At 64.3% G+C, this 19,123-nt stretch carries 15 protein-coding genes; 9 read left to right on the top strand and 6 right to left on the bottom strand.

Annotated features, from left to right (window positions below; genetic code table 11):
* Positions 1 to 145 precede the first annotated feature (145 nt).
* The gene (locus QX070_RS12390; RefSeq protein WP_315737332.1) at positions 146 to 1,111 is read left to right on the top strand and encodes an amidohydrolase family protein; all 966 of its coding nucleotides are present in this window, start codon (positions 146 to 148) and stop codon (positions 1,109 to 1,111) included.
* Positions 1,112 to 1,394: 283 nt separating this feature from the next.
* On the opposite strand, the gene QX070_RS12385 is transcribed toward QX070_RS12390, so the two are convergent.
* Together QX070_RS12385 and QX070_RS12380 are read right to left on the bottom strand one after the other, a co-directional pair.
* Positions 1,395 to 2,519, bottom strand: a complete 1,125-nt coding sequence (locus QX070_RS12385; RefSeq protein WP_315737331.1) for a fatty acid desaturase — start codon at positions 2,517 to 2,519, stop codon at positions 1,395 to 1,397.
* 301 nt (positions 2,520 to 2,820) lie between these two features.
* Positions 2,821 to 3,900, bottom strand: coding sequence for an AI-2E family transporter (locus tag QX070_RS12380; RefSeq protein WP_315737330.1), 1,080 nt, complete (start codon positions 3,898 to 3,900; stop codon positions 2,821 to 2,823).
* Positions 3,901 to 3,925: 25 nt separating this feature from the next.
* Between QX070_RS12380 and QX070_RS12375 the strand changes: the two genes are divergently transcribed.
* From QX070_RS12375 to QX070_RS12340, 8 genes are all read left to right on the top strand, one after another.
* A complete protein-coding gene (locus QX070_RS12375; RefSeq protein WP_315737329.1) occupies positions 3,926 to 4,111 on the top strand; it encodes a hypothetical protein in 186 nt (61 codons plus the stop codon).
* Between the two features lie 572 nt (positions 4,112 to 4,683).
* Positions 4,684 to 5,859 (top strand): transporter substrate-binding domain-containing protein, encoded by a 1,176-nt coding sequence (locus tag QX070_RS12370; protein ID WP_315737328.1) that lies wholly within the window; start codon positions 4,684 to 4,686, stop codon positions 5,857 to 5,859.
* 14 nt (positions 5,860 to 5,873) lie between these two features.
* The gene (locus tag QX070_RS12365; RefSeq protein ID WP_315737327.1) at positions 5,874 to 6,497 is read left to right on the top strand and encodes an ANTAR domain-containing response regulator; all 624 of its coding nucleotides are present in this window, start codon (positions 5,874 to 5,876) and stop codon (positions 6,495 to 6,497) included.
* A 240-nt stretch (positions 6,498 to 6,737) separates the two neighbouring features.
* A complete protein-coding gene (locus QX070_RS12360; protein ID WP_315737326.1) occupies positions 6,738 to 7,613 on the top strand; it encodes a nitrilase family protein in 876 nt (291 codons plus the stop codon).
* A 46-nt stretch (positions 7,614 to 7,659) separates the two neighbouring features.
* On the top strand, positions 7,660 to 8,820 hold the full coding sequence (locus QX070_RS12355; RefSeq protein ID WP_315737325.1) for a substrate-binding protein: 1,161 nt from the start codon (positions 7,660 to 7,662) through the stop codon (positions 8,818 to 8,820).
* Between the two features lie 62 nt (positions 8,821 to 8,882).
* The gene (locus tag QX070_RS12350; RefSeq protein WP_315737324.1) at positions 8,883 to 9,719 is read left to right on the top strand and encodes a branched-chain amino acid ABC transporter permease; all 837 of its coding nucleotides are present in this window, start codon (positions 8,883 to 8,885) and stop codon (positions 9,717 to 9,719) included.
* 34 nt (positions 9,720 to 9,753) lie between these two features.
* Complete coding sequence (locus QX070_RS12345; protein ID WP_315737323.1) at positions 9,754 to 11,529, top strand: ABC transporter permease subunit; 1,776 nt, start codon at positions 9,754 to 9,756, stop codon at positions 11,527 to 11,529.
* Positions 11,526 to 12,227, top strand: coding sequence for an ABC transporter ATP-binding protein (locus QX070_RS12340; RefSeq protein ID WP_315737322.1), 702 nt, complete (start codon positions 11,526 to 11,528; stop codon positions 12,225 to 12,227). Before QX070_RS12345 ends, QX070_RS12340 begins: the two co-directional genes overlap by 4 nt.
* Here the strand turns inward: QX070_RS12340 and QX070_RS12335 are convergent.
* From QX070_RS12335 to QX070_RS12320, 4 genes are all read right to left on the bottom strand, one after another.
* A complete protein-coding gene (locus QX070_RS12335; protein ID WP_315737321.1) occupies positions 12,224 to 15,346 on the bottom strand; it encodes a CusA/CzcA family heavy metal efflux RND transporter in 3,123 nt (1,040 codons plus the stop codon). The genes QX070_RS12340 and QX070_RS12335 overlap by 4 nt on opposite strands.
* Positions 15,347 to 15,388: 42 nt before the next feature.
* Positions 15,389 to 16,627 (bottom strand): efflux RND transporter periplasmic adaptor subunit, encoded by a 1,239-nt coding sequence (locus tag QX070_RS12330; RefSeq protein ID WP_409998885.1) that lies wholly within the window; start codon positions 16,625 to 16,627, stop codon positions 15,389 to 15,391.
* Between the two features lie 1,008 nt (positions 16,628 to 17,635).
* The gene (locus tag QX070_RS12325) at positions 17,636 to 18,511 is read right to left on the bottom strand and encodes a hypothetical protein (RefSeq protein WP_315737319.1); all 876 of its coding nucleotides are present in this window, start codon (positions 18,509 to 18,511) and stop codon (positions 17,636 to 17,638) included.
* 15 nt (positions 18,512 to 18,526) lie between these two features.
* A complete protein-coding gene (locus QX070_RS12320; protein WP_315737318.1) occupies positions 18,527 to 19,021 on the bottom strand; it encodes a hypothetical protein in 495 nt (164 codons plus the stop codon).
* Positions 19,022 to 19,123: the final 102 nt, after the last annotated feature.

Below are 19,123 nucleotides of genomic sequence, written 5' to 3'. Positions count from 1 at the left end.
ATAGACTTCCTCGTCTCGCTCTCGTCCTGCGAACAGCCATGCCGCACTTCGTTCTTGCCCACTGACGACAGCGGGTTCAGGCTCCCTTCATCGACAATGAGCGCGTCAGCCACAATGCACGCGCCAAGCCCTGGGAAGGATCGCCATGCTGAACCGCCGCAGCCTGCTGCTCGCCTCGCTTGCCGCCGGAGTGACGATGACCACGACAGCCGCGCGCGCCAAGCCGGCGCAACCTTCGACCCCGGTCGATTTCGACGTGCCGCCACAGGCCTGCGACTGCCACACCCACATCCACGGCGACCCCGAAAAATTTCCGTTTGCGGCGAGCCGGGTCTACACGCCGGAGCCGGCCCTGCCCGACGAGATGGCGGCGCTGCACAAGGCTCTACATATCCAGCGCGTGGTGATCGTGACGCCGAGCGTCTACGGCACCGACAACTCTGCGACGCTGTACGGCATGAAGGCGCGCGGCAATGACGCGCGCGGCGTCGCGGTCATCGACGACAAGACCACCGAGGCGCAATTGGATGCCATGCATGCCGAGGGCTTCCGCGGCATCCGCCTCAATCTCGCGACCGGTGGCATCAACGACCCCAATGTCGGCCGCGCCCGCTTCCATGTCGCGGTCGAGCGGATGAAGGCGCGCGGCTGGCATGTCCAGCTCTACACCAACACGGCGATGATCGCGGCCATCAAGGACCTCGTGATGCAATCGCCCGTGACGGCCGTGTTCGATCATTTCGGCGGCGCGCAGGCTGATCTCGGCCTCGGGCAGCCGGGCTTTGCCGATCTGGTCGAGCTCGTCCGCAGCGGCAAGGCCTATGTAAAGATCTCCGGCGCCTATCGCGCCTCGACCCGCGGCCCCGACTACGCGGACGTGATCCCGCTCGCGAAGGCCCTGATCGAAGCCAACCCCGATCGCATCGTCTGGGGCACCGACTGGCCCCACCCGGATTCGTCGCCGCATCCCGAATTGAAGGTCACGGATATCAGGCCGTTCTATCCGATCGACGACGGCCGCCTGATGAACCAGCTCCCGGTGTGGGCTCCAGACGCCGCGATCCGCAAGAAGATCCTGGTCGACAATCCGGCGCGGCTGTATGGGTTTTGATGGCGTTGTTAGTCCGTAGGGCGGGTTAGCGGAGCGTAACCCGCCGCACGATGCTACGCCGCCCGTTGGCGGATTACGCTCCGCTAATCCGCCCTACATACTTTGATTGCGAGCGCAGCGGCGCAGCGAAGCAATCGTAGGGTGGGCAAAGGCGCGCTCCACCGCGATCTCGGCTTGCACCGCAGTATCGCGCGCCGTGCCCACCGCCGTCACGCACCGGCGCCGTTGGTGGGCACGCGCCGCCTGACGGCGTCGCTTTGCCCACCCTACGATTCCCGGGGCTTTAGCGCCTCGCCATCCTGGCTTCGCGGAACGACACCAGCCGGCGCTGCGACTCGTCCCACAGCACCAGCCGGACGCAGCGCAGGCTCTCCGGCAGCGTGATGCGGCCGATCTCGCGCAGCTCGGGATGATCGCGCAGCACGACCGGCAGCCGGTAATAGGGAATCCGGCTCGAGAGATGGTGGACGTGGTGGATGCCGATATTGGCGGTCAGCCAGTGCAGCCATCCCGGCAGGTCATAATGTGAGCTGCCGTAGAGCGCGGCCTGCTGCATCGTCCAGCGCTCGTCCCGCTCCCAGACAGTGTGCTCGAACTGATGCTGGACATAGAACAGCCACACGCCGGCCATGGCGGCGAGCAGCATGATCGGGAGATGCACGACCAGGAACGCCTGGATGCCGATGAGCCACATCAGCCCGGCAACCACCAGGGCAATGCCGAAATTGGTGGCCATCGTGCTGATCCAGGGCGACCAGCCGGCCCGCATGAGACCGAACGGCAGACGGTGCTGCAGGAAGAACAAATACGCAGGCCCTGCCACGAACATGACCAGCGGGTGGCGGTACAGCCGGTAGCGCAGCCGCGCCCAGGCCGACCGCGCCTGATATTCCCGCACGGTCAACGTATCGATGTCGCCGATTCCGCGCCGATCGAGGTTGCCGCTGGTGGCGTGGTGGATCGCATGGGTGCGCCGCCACCAGTCGTAGGGCGTCAGGGTCAGCACACCGAGGACACGACCGACCCAGTCGTTCGCCTGACGCCCGGCGAAGAAGGTGCCATGGCCGCAATCGTGCTGGATCATGAACAGACGCACCAGGAAACCGCCGGCGGGGATCGCGATGAGCAACGAAGCCCAGGCATGGCCGAGCGAGAACGCGAACCAGGCGGCCGTCCACAGGGCCACCAGCGGCACGGCGGTGATCACCAGCTCGGTCACGCTGCGCAGGCGGTTTGGCGTGCGGTAGCTGCTGAGAATCTGCATCCAGTAGCGGGCATCGGCCGCGGCGCGGCCCTCGTTATCGCCGGCGCGCAGCGTGGCGCGGTCCTTGGGCGGCACAATCGCCATCGCGACTGGCTGATCGAACTGCAATGTCGTCTCCACCTTGTGTTCTTGGCGATCGCGCATGGCGAGACCGCGGCCAAATGGACCCCTGCGGACCGCCGAACAGGCTGCAGGAGTTCGAAATCACGAGCTATCGTCGGTTTAACCGCCGTCGAAGCCAAATGGTTCATCGTGCGCCTGACAACGAACCGCTCTGGAAGAGAAAGTCTGGGACGTGGACGCCCGTCAGGAGACGGGTAAAGAGCGCATGCGGCGGATCAATGAACTTAACCCGTCGAACGCCTCATGGCTAGGAGAGGACGGGTTACGATCCGTTAATCCGCCCGATGAAATGCGCGCTCCTACATTGTGCACCGCGTTCCCCTCATCCCGTCCCGCGCGTGGCATCCGGCGCCAAGGCCCTCTCACAGCGCGAGGTCGAGAAGATGTCCCAGATCGCGATGAACATTGCCGCGATCACCGGCCCGATGACGAACCCGTTGAGGCCGAATGCCTCGATCCCGCCCAATGTCGAAATCAGCACCACATAGTCGGGCATCTTGGTGTCCTGTCCGACCAGGATCGGACGCAGGACATTGTCGACGAGACCGATGACGAGGGCGCCATAGGCGATCAGGACCACACCCTGCCAGATCGATCCGATGGCAAGAAGATAGAGCGCGACCGGAAACCAGACGAGGCCCGCTCCCACTGCCGGAAGCAAGGACAGGAAGGCCATCACGACTGCCCACAGCAGGGGCGCGTTGATGCCGAGGAACCAGAACATCAGGCCGCCCAGCGCGCCTTGCGCCAGAGCGACGAGCAGACTGCCCTTCACCGTCGCGCGGATGACCACGGTGAACTTCCGCAGCAGCGCATCGCGTTGCTCCGGGCGCAGCGGAATGGCGCTCTTGATGCGCTCCGATAGCGTCTCTTCGTCACGCAGCAGGAAGAACAGCAGATAGACCATGATGAACAGATTGACGAAGACTTCGAACGTACCCTGTCCGATCACGAGCGCCTGGCTCGCAATGACCTCGCTGCCCTTCAGCAGGACGGCCGACAGCTTGCCCTTCATTCCGGCGAGGCTGCCGAGTCCGAAGCGATTGAGCAGATCGACCACCCATGTCGGAAGCGCGGCCAGCATCTTCTGGAAGTACTGTCCAATGTCGAGCTGACCGGACTGCATCTGTTTGTAGACTCCGGAGGCCTCCTGCGCCAGCGACGCCCCGATCAGCGACAGCGGAAGGATGACGATCACGACGAAGATCAACACCACGACGGCCGCCGCCAGGCCGTGTCGGCCGTGCATCGACCGCGCCAACCAACGGTGCAGCGGAACGAAGACGATGACGCCGATGACGCCCCACAGAACCGCGCCGTAGAACGGCAGCAGGATCCACCCGAACATCAGCGATATCGCGACGAGCAAGAGAAGCAGGGCTCGGTCTTCGAGGCTACGCATCTGGCTTTCCTAGCGGACCGGGACCATGAGTTGGACCGTTCCTTCCTCCACGGCGGACGGTTTGCCGCTTGGTCGCGAAATGGTCAACGTTCGAATTCGACTTTGGCCCCTGCCACGACGCGACATTGCCGGCGAAAACATGCTCCAGAACGCCGAATTTGTCTGCCGTTCCAGCAACAACGCCGATTTCAAGAGCCTGCTCGAAAAATAGATCGCTTCTGAAAATCCGCAAATCAGGCGTATAAGGTCCGCGTTCCGGTCCGGATGAGGGGCGTACGCGTCGTCACGAGACGTTGGACCGGCAATGCGGTGGACGCGAGGGCATCGGCGCGCATCATGTGTGCGGACGAACGATGGCCTTGCGGACGTGAAATCGCGTGGTCCTGGCCTCCCGGTGCTGAGGCTGGAGGTTGCGGAGTCCCGATGAGCTCTGCGATCGACGGGGTCAATCAAGCCGGTCCCCGGGGAGATCGCGTATAAGCGTTAAAACCTCCGCGCAGGGAATGCCGGGATGTCTCGGCTGACCTGTGGTGACTGCCGCCTGCTTTTTTTCTGCAGGCGGGCCATGGGTGCGGCCAGCGCCCGGCATTCCCTGCGCCCTCATCATTGTCGAGGGCCCGCCTGATGCATGATCCGGACGCCCTGGCGTCGCGGCGATGCTGCGGCTTGCCTGATCGGGATCCCCGCCTGCGGCCCCGCCCCCGGTTGCCAACCGCACGGCGAGCCGCAATAGTCCGCGCTTCCGAGCCGGCCCGACCGGCCCGTTGACCTGGAGGCATGATGATGACGACGAGACCGGCCGCAAAATCATCCGACAAGGATGTCTGGCGCGTCGGCGTGCTGTTCTCGCGCAGCGGCCTGATGGAGGTCACGGAGTCCGAGCACTTCTTCGGCACCGCGCTGGCGATCCAGGAGATCAACCGGGACGGCGGCGTGCTCGGCCGCGAGATCGAGGTCATCGCCTATGATCCGGGCTCGCAGCCGGAAACGTTCCGCAAGCTCGCCGACCGCCTGCTCACCGAGGACGGCGCCTCCGTCATCTTCGGCTGCTCGACCTCGGCCGAGCGCAAGGCGGTGCTGCCGGCGATCGAGCGTCGCAACGGCCTGCTCTGGTACCCCTCGCTCTACGAGGGTTTTGAATATTCGCCGAACGTGATCTACACGGGACCGGCGCCGAACCAGAACGCGTTCCAGCTCGCCGAATACATCGTGCGCAAGCACGGCCCGCGCGTCTATATGATCGGATCGGACTACATCTACCCGCGCGAATCCAACCGCATCATGCGCGACCTCGTCGAGTCCTATGCCGGCCGCGTCGTCGGCGAGCAATATGTGACGATGGAGGCTGGAGACACCGAACTCGCACGCGGGCTCGACTCCATCAGGAACGCCGCGCCCGACGTGGTGTTCTCGACCATCGTCGGCCGTACCGCGCAGCGCTTCTACCGGATGTATGCACAGGCGGGCTTCGATCCGAAGCGGCTGCCCATCGCCAGTCTCACAATGGCTGAAGGCGAGGTCCGCGCCATCGGCGCCGAATACTGCGCGGGTCACCTCACCGCGGCGAGCTATTTCGGTACGCTCGCGCGCGACAGCAACGACCGCTTCAAGGCGGCGTTCGCCGCCGCCTTCGGCCCCGACAAGCCGGTCAGCATGTGGAGCGCCTCGGCCTATGCGCAGATCAAGCTGTTCGCGCTGGCGCTGGCGCAGGCGGGCAGCCTCGACACCCAGAAGCTGGTGGAAGCTGCGCTCGGCCTCAGCCTCGATGCGCCGGAGGGACCGATCCGGATCGATCCCGACAACAACCATGTCTGGGTGACGCCGCGGATCGGGCGCGTGCGCGCCGACGGCCAGTTCGACATCGTCTGGGAGAGCAAGAGCCCGATCAAGCCCGATCCCTATCTTTCGGTGTCGCCGATCGGCGGCCGCTGGCTGAGCGAAGAGGCGCTGTCGGCATGAGGCCGGATGACCGCATGAAGCCCGGCGTGCGCCGCCTCATCGAGGAGCTGCGCGGCGCGCGCGTGCTGGTGATCCATCCACGCGACGCCGAGGGGGACGCGCTGATCGACCAGCTCAAGCGCATCGGCTGCAACGTGCGCGGCGTATGGCCGCCGCCGGCCGCGATCCCGCACGACATCGACACGGTGTTCCAGCTGATCGAGACCTCGGAGGAGATGATCTTTCCGGAAGGCACCAGCGATCATCCCCTCACCTTCATCGCCATCGTCGACTACGAGAACCCGACCATCCTGAAGCGACTGCTCGACAGCAATGCACATGGCGTCGTCAACAAGCCGATCCGCTCGTTCGGCATTTTGTCGTCGCTGGTGCTGGCGCGCTCGCTGCGCGGCTACACGCGCCGCCTCGAAGGCAAGGTACAGAAGCTCGAGGAGACCTTGAAGGCGCGGCGCGACGTCGACAAGGCGGTCAAGATCCTGATGGGGCTGAAGCAGGTCGGCGAGGTCGAGGCTTACGAGCTGATCCGCGCGCAGGCGACGCAGAAGCGCGTCGCCATGGCCGACATCGCAATCTCCATCATCAATGCACAGGAGACGCTCGGAGGACTGGGGGTGCTGGATGCGCCGGCCTCGCGCTGAGCGGGTGTTTCCGCGCTCATGCGTTGGGCAGCCGCGGCCCGAAATTTTTGCAGCCGATGGCGTTGACTTCGTATCAAGCATGGGAATTACTTGAGGCCATCGCGGACATCGGATGTCCGCCAATGGCCGGTCGGCCATTTCACATCAGGCTATGCAGCCCTCGCATTGCGCCGCAAGGCGCAGTCGGGGGCTTTTTGTTTGGCGCGCGCGGACCTCGCTAACGCAACGGAGACTCGTGCCTTGACGACGGATGACGACAGCAAAGTGCGGATCGCCTGCATCCAGATGCAGCCGATGGTCGGCGAGTTGGCAGCCAACCTCGCCCACAGCCTCGATCTGATCCAACAGGCGGTGGCGCAAGGCGCCAAGCTCGTGGTGCTCCCCGAGCTTGCCTCCTCAGGCTACGTGTTCAATTCGCGCGAAGAGGCCTTCGCCGCCTCCGAGACTATCCCTGGCGGTCCCGCCGTGACGGCCTGGAGCGAGATCGCGGCCGAGCACGGCCTGCATCTCGTGGCCGGGATCTGCGAGCGCGACGGCGCAAAGCTCTACAACAGCGCGGTGCTGATCGGGCCGAAGGGCTATATCGGCACGTTCCGCAAGGTGCATCTGTGGAACGAGGAGAACCTGTATTTCGAGCCCGGCAATCTCGGCTTCCCCGTCTACCACACCGAGATCGGCCGCATCGGCATGGCGATCTGCTACGATGGCTGGTTCCCGGAGAGCTATCGCCTCAACGCGCTGCAGGGCGCCGATATCGTCTGCGTGCCGACCAACTGGGTTCCGATCCCCGGCCAGGTGCCGGGCCGCGAGGCCATGGCCAACATTCTGGCGATGGCGGCGGCGCATTCCAACTCGATCTTCATCGCCTGCGCTGACCGCGTCGGTGTCGAGCGCGGCCAGCCGTTCGAGGGCCAGAGCCTGATCGTCAGCTACACCGGCTGGCCCGTCGCCGGCCCCGCGAGCCGCGATAAGGAGGAGATCGTGATTGCCGACGTCGCGCTCGGCGAGGCCCGCCGCGCCCGCAACTGGAACGCCTTCAACCAGGTCCTGCGCGACCGCCGCTCCGACGTCTATGACGAGATGCTCGGCAGCGAGGTCAAACGGGGTTGGTACTGACTGCTCCACGACCATTTTCAATTCGACCATTCACGGAGGACAATCGATGACGTCGCGTTTGATCACCACCTCGCTGGCGCTCGCCCTTGCGGCAACAGCCCTCTCGCCTGCTCTGGCTGCCGATCCGATCAAGATCGGCGTCCCCGTCGGCCTGTCCGGCGCCAACTCCGTCGTCGCTCCCTCGGTGGTGCAGTCGGCCGAGCTCGCAGTTGAGGAGATCAACGCCAAGGGCGGCGTGCTCGGCCGCAAGCTCGCGCTCGAGGTCGCCGATGACGCCTCGGGCGCCGCCGGCGCGCAGAAGGCATTCGACGCCCTGATCTTCCAGAAGAAGGTCAACGTGCTGATCTCGATGGAGACCAGCGCGGCCCGCAATGCCGGCCTGCCGATCGTCGCCCGCGGCAAGACGCCCTACATCTACACCTCGTTCTACGAGGGCAAGTCCTGCAGCCCCTATCTGTATGTCAACGCCTGGGTGCCGGACCAGCAGGTGCCGCCGATCGTCGACTACTTCAACAAGGAGAAGAAGGCGAAGAACTATTTCCTGATCGGCTCCGACTACGCCTTCGGCCGCGGCATGCTCGGCTTCACCAAGAGCTACATCGAGAAGACCGGCGGCAAGGTGGTCGGCGAGGAATATCTGCCGATGGATGGCTCCGACTGGACGTCGATCATCTCCAAGCTCAAGGCATCGGGTGCGGACGCGCTGATCACCTCGACCGCGGGCGGCGCGCCAAACGTGACACTGACCAAGCAGCTGCGCGCCGCCGGCGTGAATCTGCCTTACGGCAACCTCGCCGTCGACGAGGGCACCGCCAAGGGCATGGGCGCTGATGCCGCCGGCATCTTCCTCTCCGCCTCCTACGTGACCGGCATCGACACGCCCGCCAACAAGACGTTCCTGGCGGCGATGGCCAAGAAGTTCGGCGCCGAGCTCAAGACGCCGAACGATCTCTCGGTCCCGGAATATGAGGCGGTCTACGCCTACAAGGCGGCGGTCGAGAAGGCCGGCAGCACCGACCACGACAAGGTCCTGAAGGCGTTGGCCGAGGTCTCGGTCGACGGCCCGCGCGGCACGATCAAGATGGACAAGCAGCGCCATGCGCCGCTGACGATGTATCTCGGCCAGGTCCAGGCCGACGGCAGCGTGAAGGTGATCCAGAGCTTCCAGAACGTCGATCCCGGCGCGCAGTGCCCGGGCAAGTCCTGATCGCGTATGATGACGGTGAGGCGGACCGTAGTCCGCCTCGCACCTCTCGACTGGAAATGACCATGCTGACCGTCGCCCTTGATGCCGTCACGACGGCCGCCATGCTCTTCATCATCGCCGCCGGTCTCCTGATCGTGTTCGGCGTCATGAAGATCATCAATTTCGCCCATGCCGCCTTTCTGACCGTCGGCGCCTATGCCGCGCTGGTCGGCACGCAGTTGAACCTGCGCTGGTTCCTGATCCTGCCGCTTGCCTTTGCTGCCGGCGCCGTCTGCGGCGGGGTCACCGAGGTCGTGATCGTGCGGCGTCTCTACAAGCGCCCGCTCGATGCGATCCTCGCCACCTGGGGACTCGGAATCGTTCTCGGACAGCTCATTACGTTGATGTTCGGCCGCGAGGTCCAGTTCGTGCAGGCGCCAATCTCAGGCACGATCCGTCTGTTCGGGGCGGACTATTCGGCCTACCGGCTGGTGATGATCGTCGCGGCCATCATTGTCGGCCTGCTGTTCACCGCCCTGCTCAACGGGACGCGGCTCGGCCTGTCGACCAAGGCCGTGATCATGAACGAAATGCTGGCGCAGGGCCTCGGCGTCGATTCCTCGCGCGTCAGGCTCATCACCTTCGCGCTCGGCAGCGGGCTCGCTGCGCTCTCCGGCGCGCTGATCACGCCGCTGTCGAGCGTCGATCCGAACATGGGCGTGCCCTGGCTGATCGGCGCGTTCATGCTGGTCATGGTGTCCGGCGGCTCGCTGCTGGCACTGGCCGGCTCCTGCGCCGTGCTCGGGACGTTGCAAGTCTTGGTCTCCACCTTCGTCAATCCGATCCTCGGCGGCCTCACCATTGCGATCTGCGCCGCCATCGTGCTGCGGATCCGGCCGGAGGGTTTTGCCCGTGCCTGATGCGCGTCCCCTCGCCTCGCCCGAGACGCCCGCAATGACCCGTGCGATGCCGCGCATGATCGTCCCGGTGGTGCTCGTGGCCATCGCGGCCAGCGTGATCGTCGTCGCGCCGCTGCTGCTCGATACCTACCTCGTGAACATCCTGGTGCGTGCCTGCTTTGTCGCGATCGCCGCCATCACGGTCGACATCATGTGGGGCTATTGCGGCACGCTCACCTTCGGGCAATCCGCATTCTTCGGCATCGGCGCCTACGCGCTCGCCATCATGTTCACCGAGTACGGCTTCAGCACCTGGCAGGTGCTCGCGGCGATCGCCGCCGCGGTTGCCGTCGCTGCTGCGGTCGCAGCCTTCACCGGCTGGCTGTCGTTCTATCCCGGCTCCACGCCGCTCTACGCCTCGGTGATCTCTCTGGTGGTGCCGATCGTGCTGGTGCAGATCCTCTATTCCGGCGGCACCTTCACCGGCTCGTCCAGCGGCCTCGTCGGCTTCGAGAGCTTCGATCTGGAGATCGAGACCTGGCTGCGCCTCGCTGGCTTCGGATTGCTGGCGACCGCGGTGCTCGCGCTCGTCGTGATGCGCAGTGACACCGGACGCCTGCTTGCGGCGCTGCGCGACAACGACGCACGCTGCACCTATCTCGGCATCGACACCTCGCGGCTGCGTATCATCGTGCTGGTATTGTCCGCGATCGTCTCCGCGCTGGCCGGCTTCTTCTATGCCGGATTCGGCGGCGTCGCCGCGCCCGAGAACGCGAGCTTCGCTTTCGGAACCAACCTCGTGATCATGGTCGCGCTCGGCGGCCGCGGCACCGTGATCGGTCCGGTGATCGGCGCGCTTTGCATCGAGGTGGCGAGCGCCTACCTTGCCAATAGCCTCCCCTATGTGTGGGAGCTGATCGTCGGGCTTGCGCTGATCATCGTGATCCTTGTCTTCCCCGACGGCCTGCTCGGCGCTGTGATGCGCCTGGTCAAGCGCGGTGGTTCGGGACGGAGCACTGCGACGACGCTGCGCCCGGCCGCCGCCGCCACGGCGGTCAGCAATCCGGACGCCGTTGCAATCGAAGTTCGCGCGCTCGGCAAGCATTATGGCAGTCTCGCGGTGCTGGACGGCGTGCAGTTCACGGCATATCGCGGCGAATTGCTGAGCCTCGTCGGTCCTAACGGGGCCGGCAAGACCACCTTGATCCGTTGCCTCTCCGACGGCCGCGAGCGCTCGACCGGCGACGTCGCGATCGCCGGCCATGACATCGTACGGCTGCCGCCGGATCGCGTCGTCCGTTTTGGTCTCGGGCGCAAGTTCCAGACGGCTTCGGTGTTCGAGACGCTGACCGTCGCCGAGTGCCTGCGCGTCGCGCGGACACATGCTGATCCTCCTGCGCTGACGTCGCGCGCGGTGACGCTGGTGCTGCCGCCTGCCGCCATGTCGGTCGTCGAACGCTCCGGGCTCAGCGAGCGCCTCGACGAGGAGGCCCGCAATCTCAGCCATGGCCTGAAGCAGGCGCTCGAGCTCGCGATGGTGCTGTCGCTCGAGCCCGACGTGCTGCTGCTGGATGAGCCAACCGCCGGACTGACGCGCGCAGAGCGCCAGAGCTTCGCCGATATCCTCACCGCCCTCGCCCGTCGCGACCGCCTCTGCATCCTCCTGGTCGAGCACGATCTCGATTTCGTCCGCGAGATCTCCTCGCGCATCATCGTACTGCACCAGGGCCGGCTCGCGCTCGACGGCTCGGTCGACGAGGTCGTGAACAGCGAGCTGGTACGCGAGATATATACCGGCCAGCACGCGCCGCATGCGGAGGCCACGGCATGAGCGCGACGCTGGAAGTCACCGAGCTGGCGAGCGGCTATGGCTCGTCGGAGGTCATCAGCAATGTCGGCTTTGCGCTGGCAAAGGCCGAGACGCTTGCCATCGTCGGCAAGAACGGCATGGGCAAGACCTCGCTGCTCAAGGCCATCGTCGGCTTCCTGCCGGCCTGGCGCGGCCGAGTGAAACTTGCAGGCAAGGACGTGACGCGGGTGGCGCCGCATCTGAAGCGGAAGATGGGGCTGGTCTATGTTCCCCAGGAACATGCGCTGTTCCAGGACCTGTCGGTGCGCGACAATCTCAGACTTGGGGTGCTCACGGACGATGACATGACCGCGCGTTTCGAGCAGGTCGGCGGCTGGTTTCCGGTGCTGACCAAGCGGCTGAGCCAGCGGGCCGGCACGCTGTCCGGCGGCGAGCAGAAGATGCTGATCGTGGCGCGCGCGCTGATGGCGAAGCCCGACGTGCTGCTGCTCGACGAGGTCACGGAAGGTCTGCAGCCGTCCGTCGTCGATCGGCTGTCCGAGGTGCTGGTGCGGGTCCGGCGCGAGATCGGCACCTCGATGATCGTGGTCGAGCAGCATCTGCCGTTCGCGCTTTCGATCAGCGACAGATACCTCGTGTTCAAGCGCGGCGAGATCGTCGATGCCGCCGCGGTCGATCGTGACTCCGCCGCGCGCATCGACGAGCACATGCGCATCTAGCGGACCCGTCGCCGCGAGAACAGCGAGATCAGGACCGGCAGCGTGATGAGGATGACCACCGGCGCCAGCATCATGCCGGTGACCACGACGATCGCAAGCGGCTTCTGCACCTGCGAGCCGATGCCGGTCGACACCGCGGCCGGCATCAGGCCGATGCCGGCGACAACGCAGGTCATCAGCACCGGACGAAGCTGCAATTCGCCGGTGCGGATGACCGCCTCGATGCGGTCGACGCCCTCGTCGATCAGCTGGTTGAACTGCGACAGGATGATGATGCCGTCCATCACGGCGATGCCGAACAATGCGATGAAGCCGATCGCGGCCGACACGCTGAACGGAATGCCCGACAATACGAGGCCGACGACGCCGCCGAAGATCGCCATCGGGATCACGCTCATCGCCAGCAGCGTGTCGACCATCGAGCCGAAATTGAACCACAAGAGCACGCCGATCAGAGCGAGGCTGATCGGCACCACGATCGACAACCGTTTGATCGCATCCTGCAGATTGCCGAACTCGCCGACCCACTCGACGCGTGAGCCCGGCGGCAACTGCACCTGCTCGGCGACCTTCTGCTGCGCCTCCTGGATCGCACTGCCGAGATCGCGCTCGCGGACCGAGAACTTGATCGGCAGATAGCGCTCCTGCTGCTCGCGATAGATATAGGCCGCGCCCGAGACCAGCTTGATGGTCGCGACCTCGCTCAGCGGAATCTGGGTGATGCCGTTCGGCCCCTGCGCGCCGATGCGCAAATTCTCGATCGCCTCCGCACTCTTGCGATATTCCGGCGCCAGACGGACGATGATCGGGAAATGCCGGTCGCTGCCCGGCTCGTAGAGATCTCCCGCAGTGTCACCGCCGATCGCGACCTTGATGGTGGCGTTGATGTCGCCGGGCGCCAGCCCATAGCGTGCAGCCTTGGCGCGGTCGATGTCGATCTGGACCGTCGGCTGTCCGAGCGAGGTGAACACCGCAAGGTCGGTGACGCCCTGCACGGTGGACAGGACCTGCTTGATCTTGTTGGCGGTGTCCGTCAGCGCCTGCAGATCATTGCCGTAGAGCTTGATCGAGTTCTCGCCCTTCACGCCGGACACGGCTTCCGAAACGTTGTCCTGCAGATATTGCGAAAAGTTGAACTCGACACCGGGAAAGCGGTCGTCGAGCTGCTTCAGCAGCTCCGCAGTGAGCTGGTCCTTGTCCTTGGTGCCGGGCCAGTCCTTGACCGGCTTCAGCGGCGCGAAGAACTCGGCATTGAAGAAGCCCGCGGCATCGGTGCCGTCGTCGGGACGGCCGTGCTGCGAGACCACCGCATCGACCTCGGGCCGCGCGCGGATGATCTTGCGCATCTCGTTGACGTAGGCGTTGCCTTCCTGCAGCGAGATCGTCGGCGGCAGGGTCGCACGGATCCAGAGATTGCCCTCCTCCAGCTTGGGCAGGAATTCCAAGCCCAGCAGTCGGCCAACCACCACCGTCAGCAATACGAGGCCGATCGCGCCGGTCATCACCAGGTTGCGATTGCCGACAGCCCAGCGCAGCACCGGCGAATAGATCGCGTGCAGCAGTCGCATCAGGCGCGTCTCGGTCTCCTCGACATGCGCCGGAAGGATGATCGCACTGAGCGCGGGCGTGACCGTGAAGGTCGCGAGCAGACCGCCGGCGAGCGCATAGGCGTAGGTGCGCGCCATCGGCCCGAAGATGTTGCCCTCGACGCCGCTGAGCGTGAACAGCGGCAGAAACGCGGCGATGATGATGGCTGCGGCAAAGAAGATCGAGCGCGACACGTCCGCCGCGGCTGACAGGATCGCGTGGCTCTTCATGCCCATCATCGTTTCCGGTGAGATGTGGCTCTCCTCGGCTGCCGATAGCGGCGTGGTCTGCGTCAGCCGGCGGAAGATCGCCTCGACCATGATCACGGTGGCATCGACGATCAGGCCGAAATCGATTGCACCGACCGACAGCAGGTTGGCGGACTCGCCGCGCAGCACCAGGATGATGACGGCAAAGAACAGCGCGAACGGAATGGTGGCGCCGACGATCAGCGCGCTGCGCAGATTGCCCAGGAAAATCCACTGCAGCAGCACGATCAGGCCGATGCCGACCACCATGTTGTGCAGCACGGTGTGGGTCGTGGTGTCGATCAGGTCCTTGCGGTCGTAGATGCGCTCGATACGCACGCCCGGCGGCAGGATCGTCGAATTGTTGATCTGATCGACCAGTTGCTCGACGCGGGCGATCGTCGGCGAGCTCTGCTCGCCGCGCCGCATCAGCACGATGCCCTGGACGATGTCGTCATTGTTGTTCAGGCCGGCGATGCCGAGCCGCGGCTTCTCCGCCACCGTGACGTTGGCGACGTCCTTCACCAGCACCGGGTTGCCGCCGCTCTGCGACACCATGGTGTTGGCGAGGTCGTCCATCGAGCGGATCAGGCCGACACCGCGCACGACCGCCGACTGCGTGCCGATCTCGACCGTGTTGCCGCCGACGTTGATGTTGGAGTTGCCGACCGCCTGCAAGAGCTGCGGCAGGGTCAGGCCGTTCGCGACGAGCTTGTTGAAGTCGACCTGGATCTCATAGGTCTTGGTCTTGCCGCCCCAGCCGGTGACGTCGATGACGCCAGGCACCGCGCGGAAGCGGCGCTGTAGCACCCAGTCCTGCAAGGTCTTGAGGTCGAGCACGCTGTAGCCCGGCGGACCGCGCAAGCGATAGCGATAGATTTCGCCGACCGCGCTGAGCGGTGAGATCTGCGGCGTGACGTTGCCCGGCAGCGGCGACAGTTGCGACAGGCGATTCAGCACCTGCTGCAAGGCTTCATCGTAGGTGTAGTCGAACGAGAACTGCAGCTTGACGTCGGACAGGCCATACAGCGAGATCGTGCGGATGTTGCGCAGGTTCTTGATGCCCGCGACCTGGGTCTCGATCGGGATCGTGATGTAGCGCTCGATCTCCTCGGCCGAGAGGCCTGGGCTCTGCGTCACGATGTCGACCATCGGCGGGGTCGGATCTGGATAGGCCTCGATGTTGAGCTGGCGGAATGCGATCAGACCTCCGATCAGGACGGCGACGAACATTCCGACCATCAGGAAGCGCCGCTGAACGGCGATGGCGACGAGACGGTCCATTCAGATCGGCACTTTCAGGAAGACAGGCAGGAGAAGCGCATGTCAGCTGCCCGAGGCTGCGCGATCGATGAACAGGCTGCCCTTGGTGACGATCTGCTCGCCGGCGCTCAGATTGCTTTCGACCGCGACCTGATCGCCATTGATCAAACCGGTCTTGATCTTGCGCAGCTCGATCGACTTGTCGGGGCGGGCGACCCAGACGCGGACTTGGTTGCCTTCGTAGATCAGCGCCTGCCGCGGCACCGCGACCGCGGGCTGTTCGCCTGGCGAATAGATCGTCACGTTGGCGAACATCTCCGGCTTCAGCAGGCCATCCTTGTTGTCGATGGTGGCGCGGACCAGGAGCCGCCGTGTCGCCGGGTCGATCGATGCGGCGACGTAGTTGATGCTGGCCTTGAGCGGCCGGCCGGGCAGCGCCAGCACGTTGACGAGAATCTCCTCGCCGACGTTCACCAGCGCCGCATCGCTCTCGCGGACGAAGGCCGTCAGCCAGACGGTGGAGAGATCACCGATCACGAATACCGGGTCGCTCGCACCGGAATTGACATATTGTCCAGGGCCGACCTTGCGCTGCACGACCGTGCCGGCGATCGGCGAGTAGATGGTGATCTCGCGATCGATCACGCCCTTGCTCTGGAAATCGGTGATCGCGGCCTCGGTGAAGCCGAGGATGCGCAGCTTGTTGCGCGCGGCCTCCAGCGCCGTTTGTGACGACCGCATGTCATTCTGAGCCTGAACGGAGGTCGCCTCCGCCTGCTGGAAATCCTTCAGCGGGATCGCCCGGCCTTCGAACAGGTCCTTGGCGCGCTTGTACTGGATGTCGGCGAGGTCGAGGGCAGACTTCGCCTTGTTCATCGCGGTGATGGCGGCGATGAAATCGTTCTGCGCCTGCACGGTGTCGGCGGCCTCGATCACGAACAGCGGCTGGCCCTGGCGCACGGTTTCGCCGGGACGGGCGAGCAGCTTGGTGACACGGCCGGCATAGGGCGAGAAAACCGGTGTCGAACGATCCTCGTCGACGGCAACCTTGCCCTCGGTAATATGCTCGGCACGAAATATCTTCTCGCACACCGGCTCGATCGTCAGCGTCGACCATTCCGCCGCCGATGGCGTGAAGCTGGTGCCGTTGCGTTTGGACTGGCTGGAGAGCTCGATATTGTCCTTCGCAGCCGTTCCCGACCGGAACTGCATGTAGCCATAGCCGCCCGCGCCGGCCATCGCCAGGGCAGCAAGGCCGATCAGCAGCCGCTTGGTGCTGAGCATCTGCGGAGATGGGTTCATGTCAGACGCCATGGCTGGTCAGATCGGCTCGCTTTATCGGTCGACGATTCCGGCTCTGGCGGTCTCATCGTTGCGCTAATAGTGCGGAACTGGAGCTTTAAACAACCTAAAAATCGCCCAACCCGCCTCTGTTTTGCTTTAAAAATTTGAAAGTTGAACGACAGCCGTTCAGCCTGCATTCAGCTGGTTCCGGGCAATCGCGGTTTCACCGCGACGCACCATGGACGCATCGAGCGCGCGGCGGATCGCCGTGACGGTGTTGCTAGTCTGTAGGCCAACCTCCGCGGGTACGCACCTACTCCAGCCTGACGCCCATGCTCCGGATTTGCGTTCCAGCTCGGACGGGCTCGCAACGTCGCGCGTGTCCGCAAAAATCGAGTCATGGTTTTCAAGGCCCTGCGATGGGTGACGGTCCATCGTGCGATCATCCGTTGCAGCTTCGATCCGTTGACTGTGACACGCACATGAATACGTCGTCTCGCGGCGCGAATGCGCCCGAGTCTTGCCGATCGTTTCACCCTCTCGTGAAGAGGGCGCAGGGAAGGCCAGGCGCCGGCTGACGCCTGCGGCCCGCCTGCGAGAAAAAATGCAGGCGGCAGGTACCACAGGTGCAGCCGAGAACGCCCGGCCTTCCCTGCGCGATGGTTTTCACGTTTACTGCGTACTCTCCCCGGTGTCCGGCTTTTAGCCACCGTCGCCGGCGGGATCATCACCCGCGGACTTGGCGCCAGCATCGGGGCGCCAGGACCATACGCCTTCACGTCCGCAAGCCTGCCGTTCGTCCGCGTGCACAACGCACGCTGCGGCACAAACACAGCCATCGCTCCCCGCCCCGCGTGTCGTGACGATCGCGCGCAACTCCCCTTCTTCGATGGAGCGGGATGGCCGCAATGAAACACATTTTCTGAAAAAAAGAAAGAAAAATCTTTGATGGTCGCGCAACGAGGCCACCACCATCTCGAACATGGACCCCAACATGTTCGACAGGTGCAGCTCATGCGGCTGGCCTCAAGGCCGCGTGCTCAAAGGTGAGATTCGTCCCTGGTTGAGCAGAAGACGAACTGGCGGGCAGGATGGCTTTGGCACCGTCACGACCTCTTGGATGCCTGACCGCCACTCATCAAGAACGATCACGTGCAATTTGCCCTCCACACATGCCGAAGCTCCCAGGGCCTTGATCAGCTGCGGGAGGTCTTCCGGGTGGACGTTCGCGTCCAGCTCGACCGGTACCGGCATTGCACGCAATACATCCTTGGGCGGATTAGCAGCCCAAGCAAACACGACGACAGCGACCGCAATCAGTGGCGTCATCACGTAGGTCATCCGCACCAGTCTGTCGAACAGGAGCCGCCTGAGCTCGGAGTTGGCGGTCAGGCTGATCAAGCGTCGGGATTCTTTCAGCGCACGCCAATCGTTTGGAGAGAGTGCGGAACCGTCGCGGTTGCGGGGCGCGCGCAAATATTCGCACAATTCCTCCAGGCTGTTTACCGACAAACCTTTCAGAAAAGGTCTGGCCCTGAGTTCGATCCTCTCCTTCCAGCTGCTCGGTATGCCCCTGCTGTCGGCGAAGTCCTGCAGCGTGAGACTCGGCGGCGCGATGACCTTGATGGCAAAACCGAACAGGACCCCAAGCCCGATGAAGCCGACCGCGATGGCGGAAACGGCAATCACCAGCCGTACCCCGAAACCGAAAGCCCCCAAGGAAGAGAGCGACGTTCCGACCACGACACCAGCTGCCGCGACGGCGATCCCGCTCACGATCCACTTCGCTGTTTCCCGCAATGAGACGCCCGCTGCATCGACCTGCTTTTCCTGGGCGTCCGCGAGTTCGGCGATGGCCTCGAAACCGATCGGATCCTCCTGCGCTGGCGGCCGACTCGTCATGTGCAGCCCTCAGGTTCAGACGATGTGGATATGGGCGTCGACACCGTGACCGCGGAGAGCGGTCTCGGCATCAGCTTTCAGTGCTGCGTCCTTGTGATCCTTGGCTCCAACCGTAAGCACGAAGTGTGGGGCTGCTTCGCCGAAGCTCTTCATAGTCCGGGACAGCTCGGCAATCTTCGGGACGTGGGCGTGCAGCGTCCCGATGTTATCGAAACTCTTGAAGACTCTCGTCTGAATATCCGGCGACAGGATCTGTTGGAGCATTTCGTCGGTCAGGCGACGCGGGATATAGGATGGCGCAGCAAGTGCGTCGGAGCTCATTGCACCCGAGAATACGAAGGGGGCAATACCGATGCCGGAAGCGGCTGCGACAACGCAGCGATTCGCAAGATCGAGCTTGTATGTCCCACCCTTCGGGACCGTGAACTGATCGTGTTCATCTAATTTGTACCGCTCGTGGGCGGCTGGGTCAGGTACCGGCGACGCGGATCGTTTGGGGGTCTCGGTCATGGTGGGTTGCCTTCTTGCCGGAATGTTCTGGAACGAACTCTCCAACAACTTAAAGTTTTGTTTATTGATTTGTATCAACCGACGAACTGAGATGAGCGCGCG

This window comes from Bradyrhizobium sp. SZCCHNR1093, assembly GCF_032381175.1.
Lineage (GTDB): Bacteria > Pseudomonadota > Alphaproteobacteria > Rhizobiales > Xanthobacteraceae > Bradyrhizobium.
The sequence above is the reverse complement of the archived record's forward strand: the minus strand, read 5'-3'. Positions and strand labels throughout refer to the sequence as shown.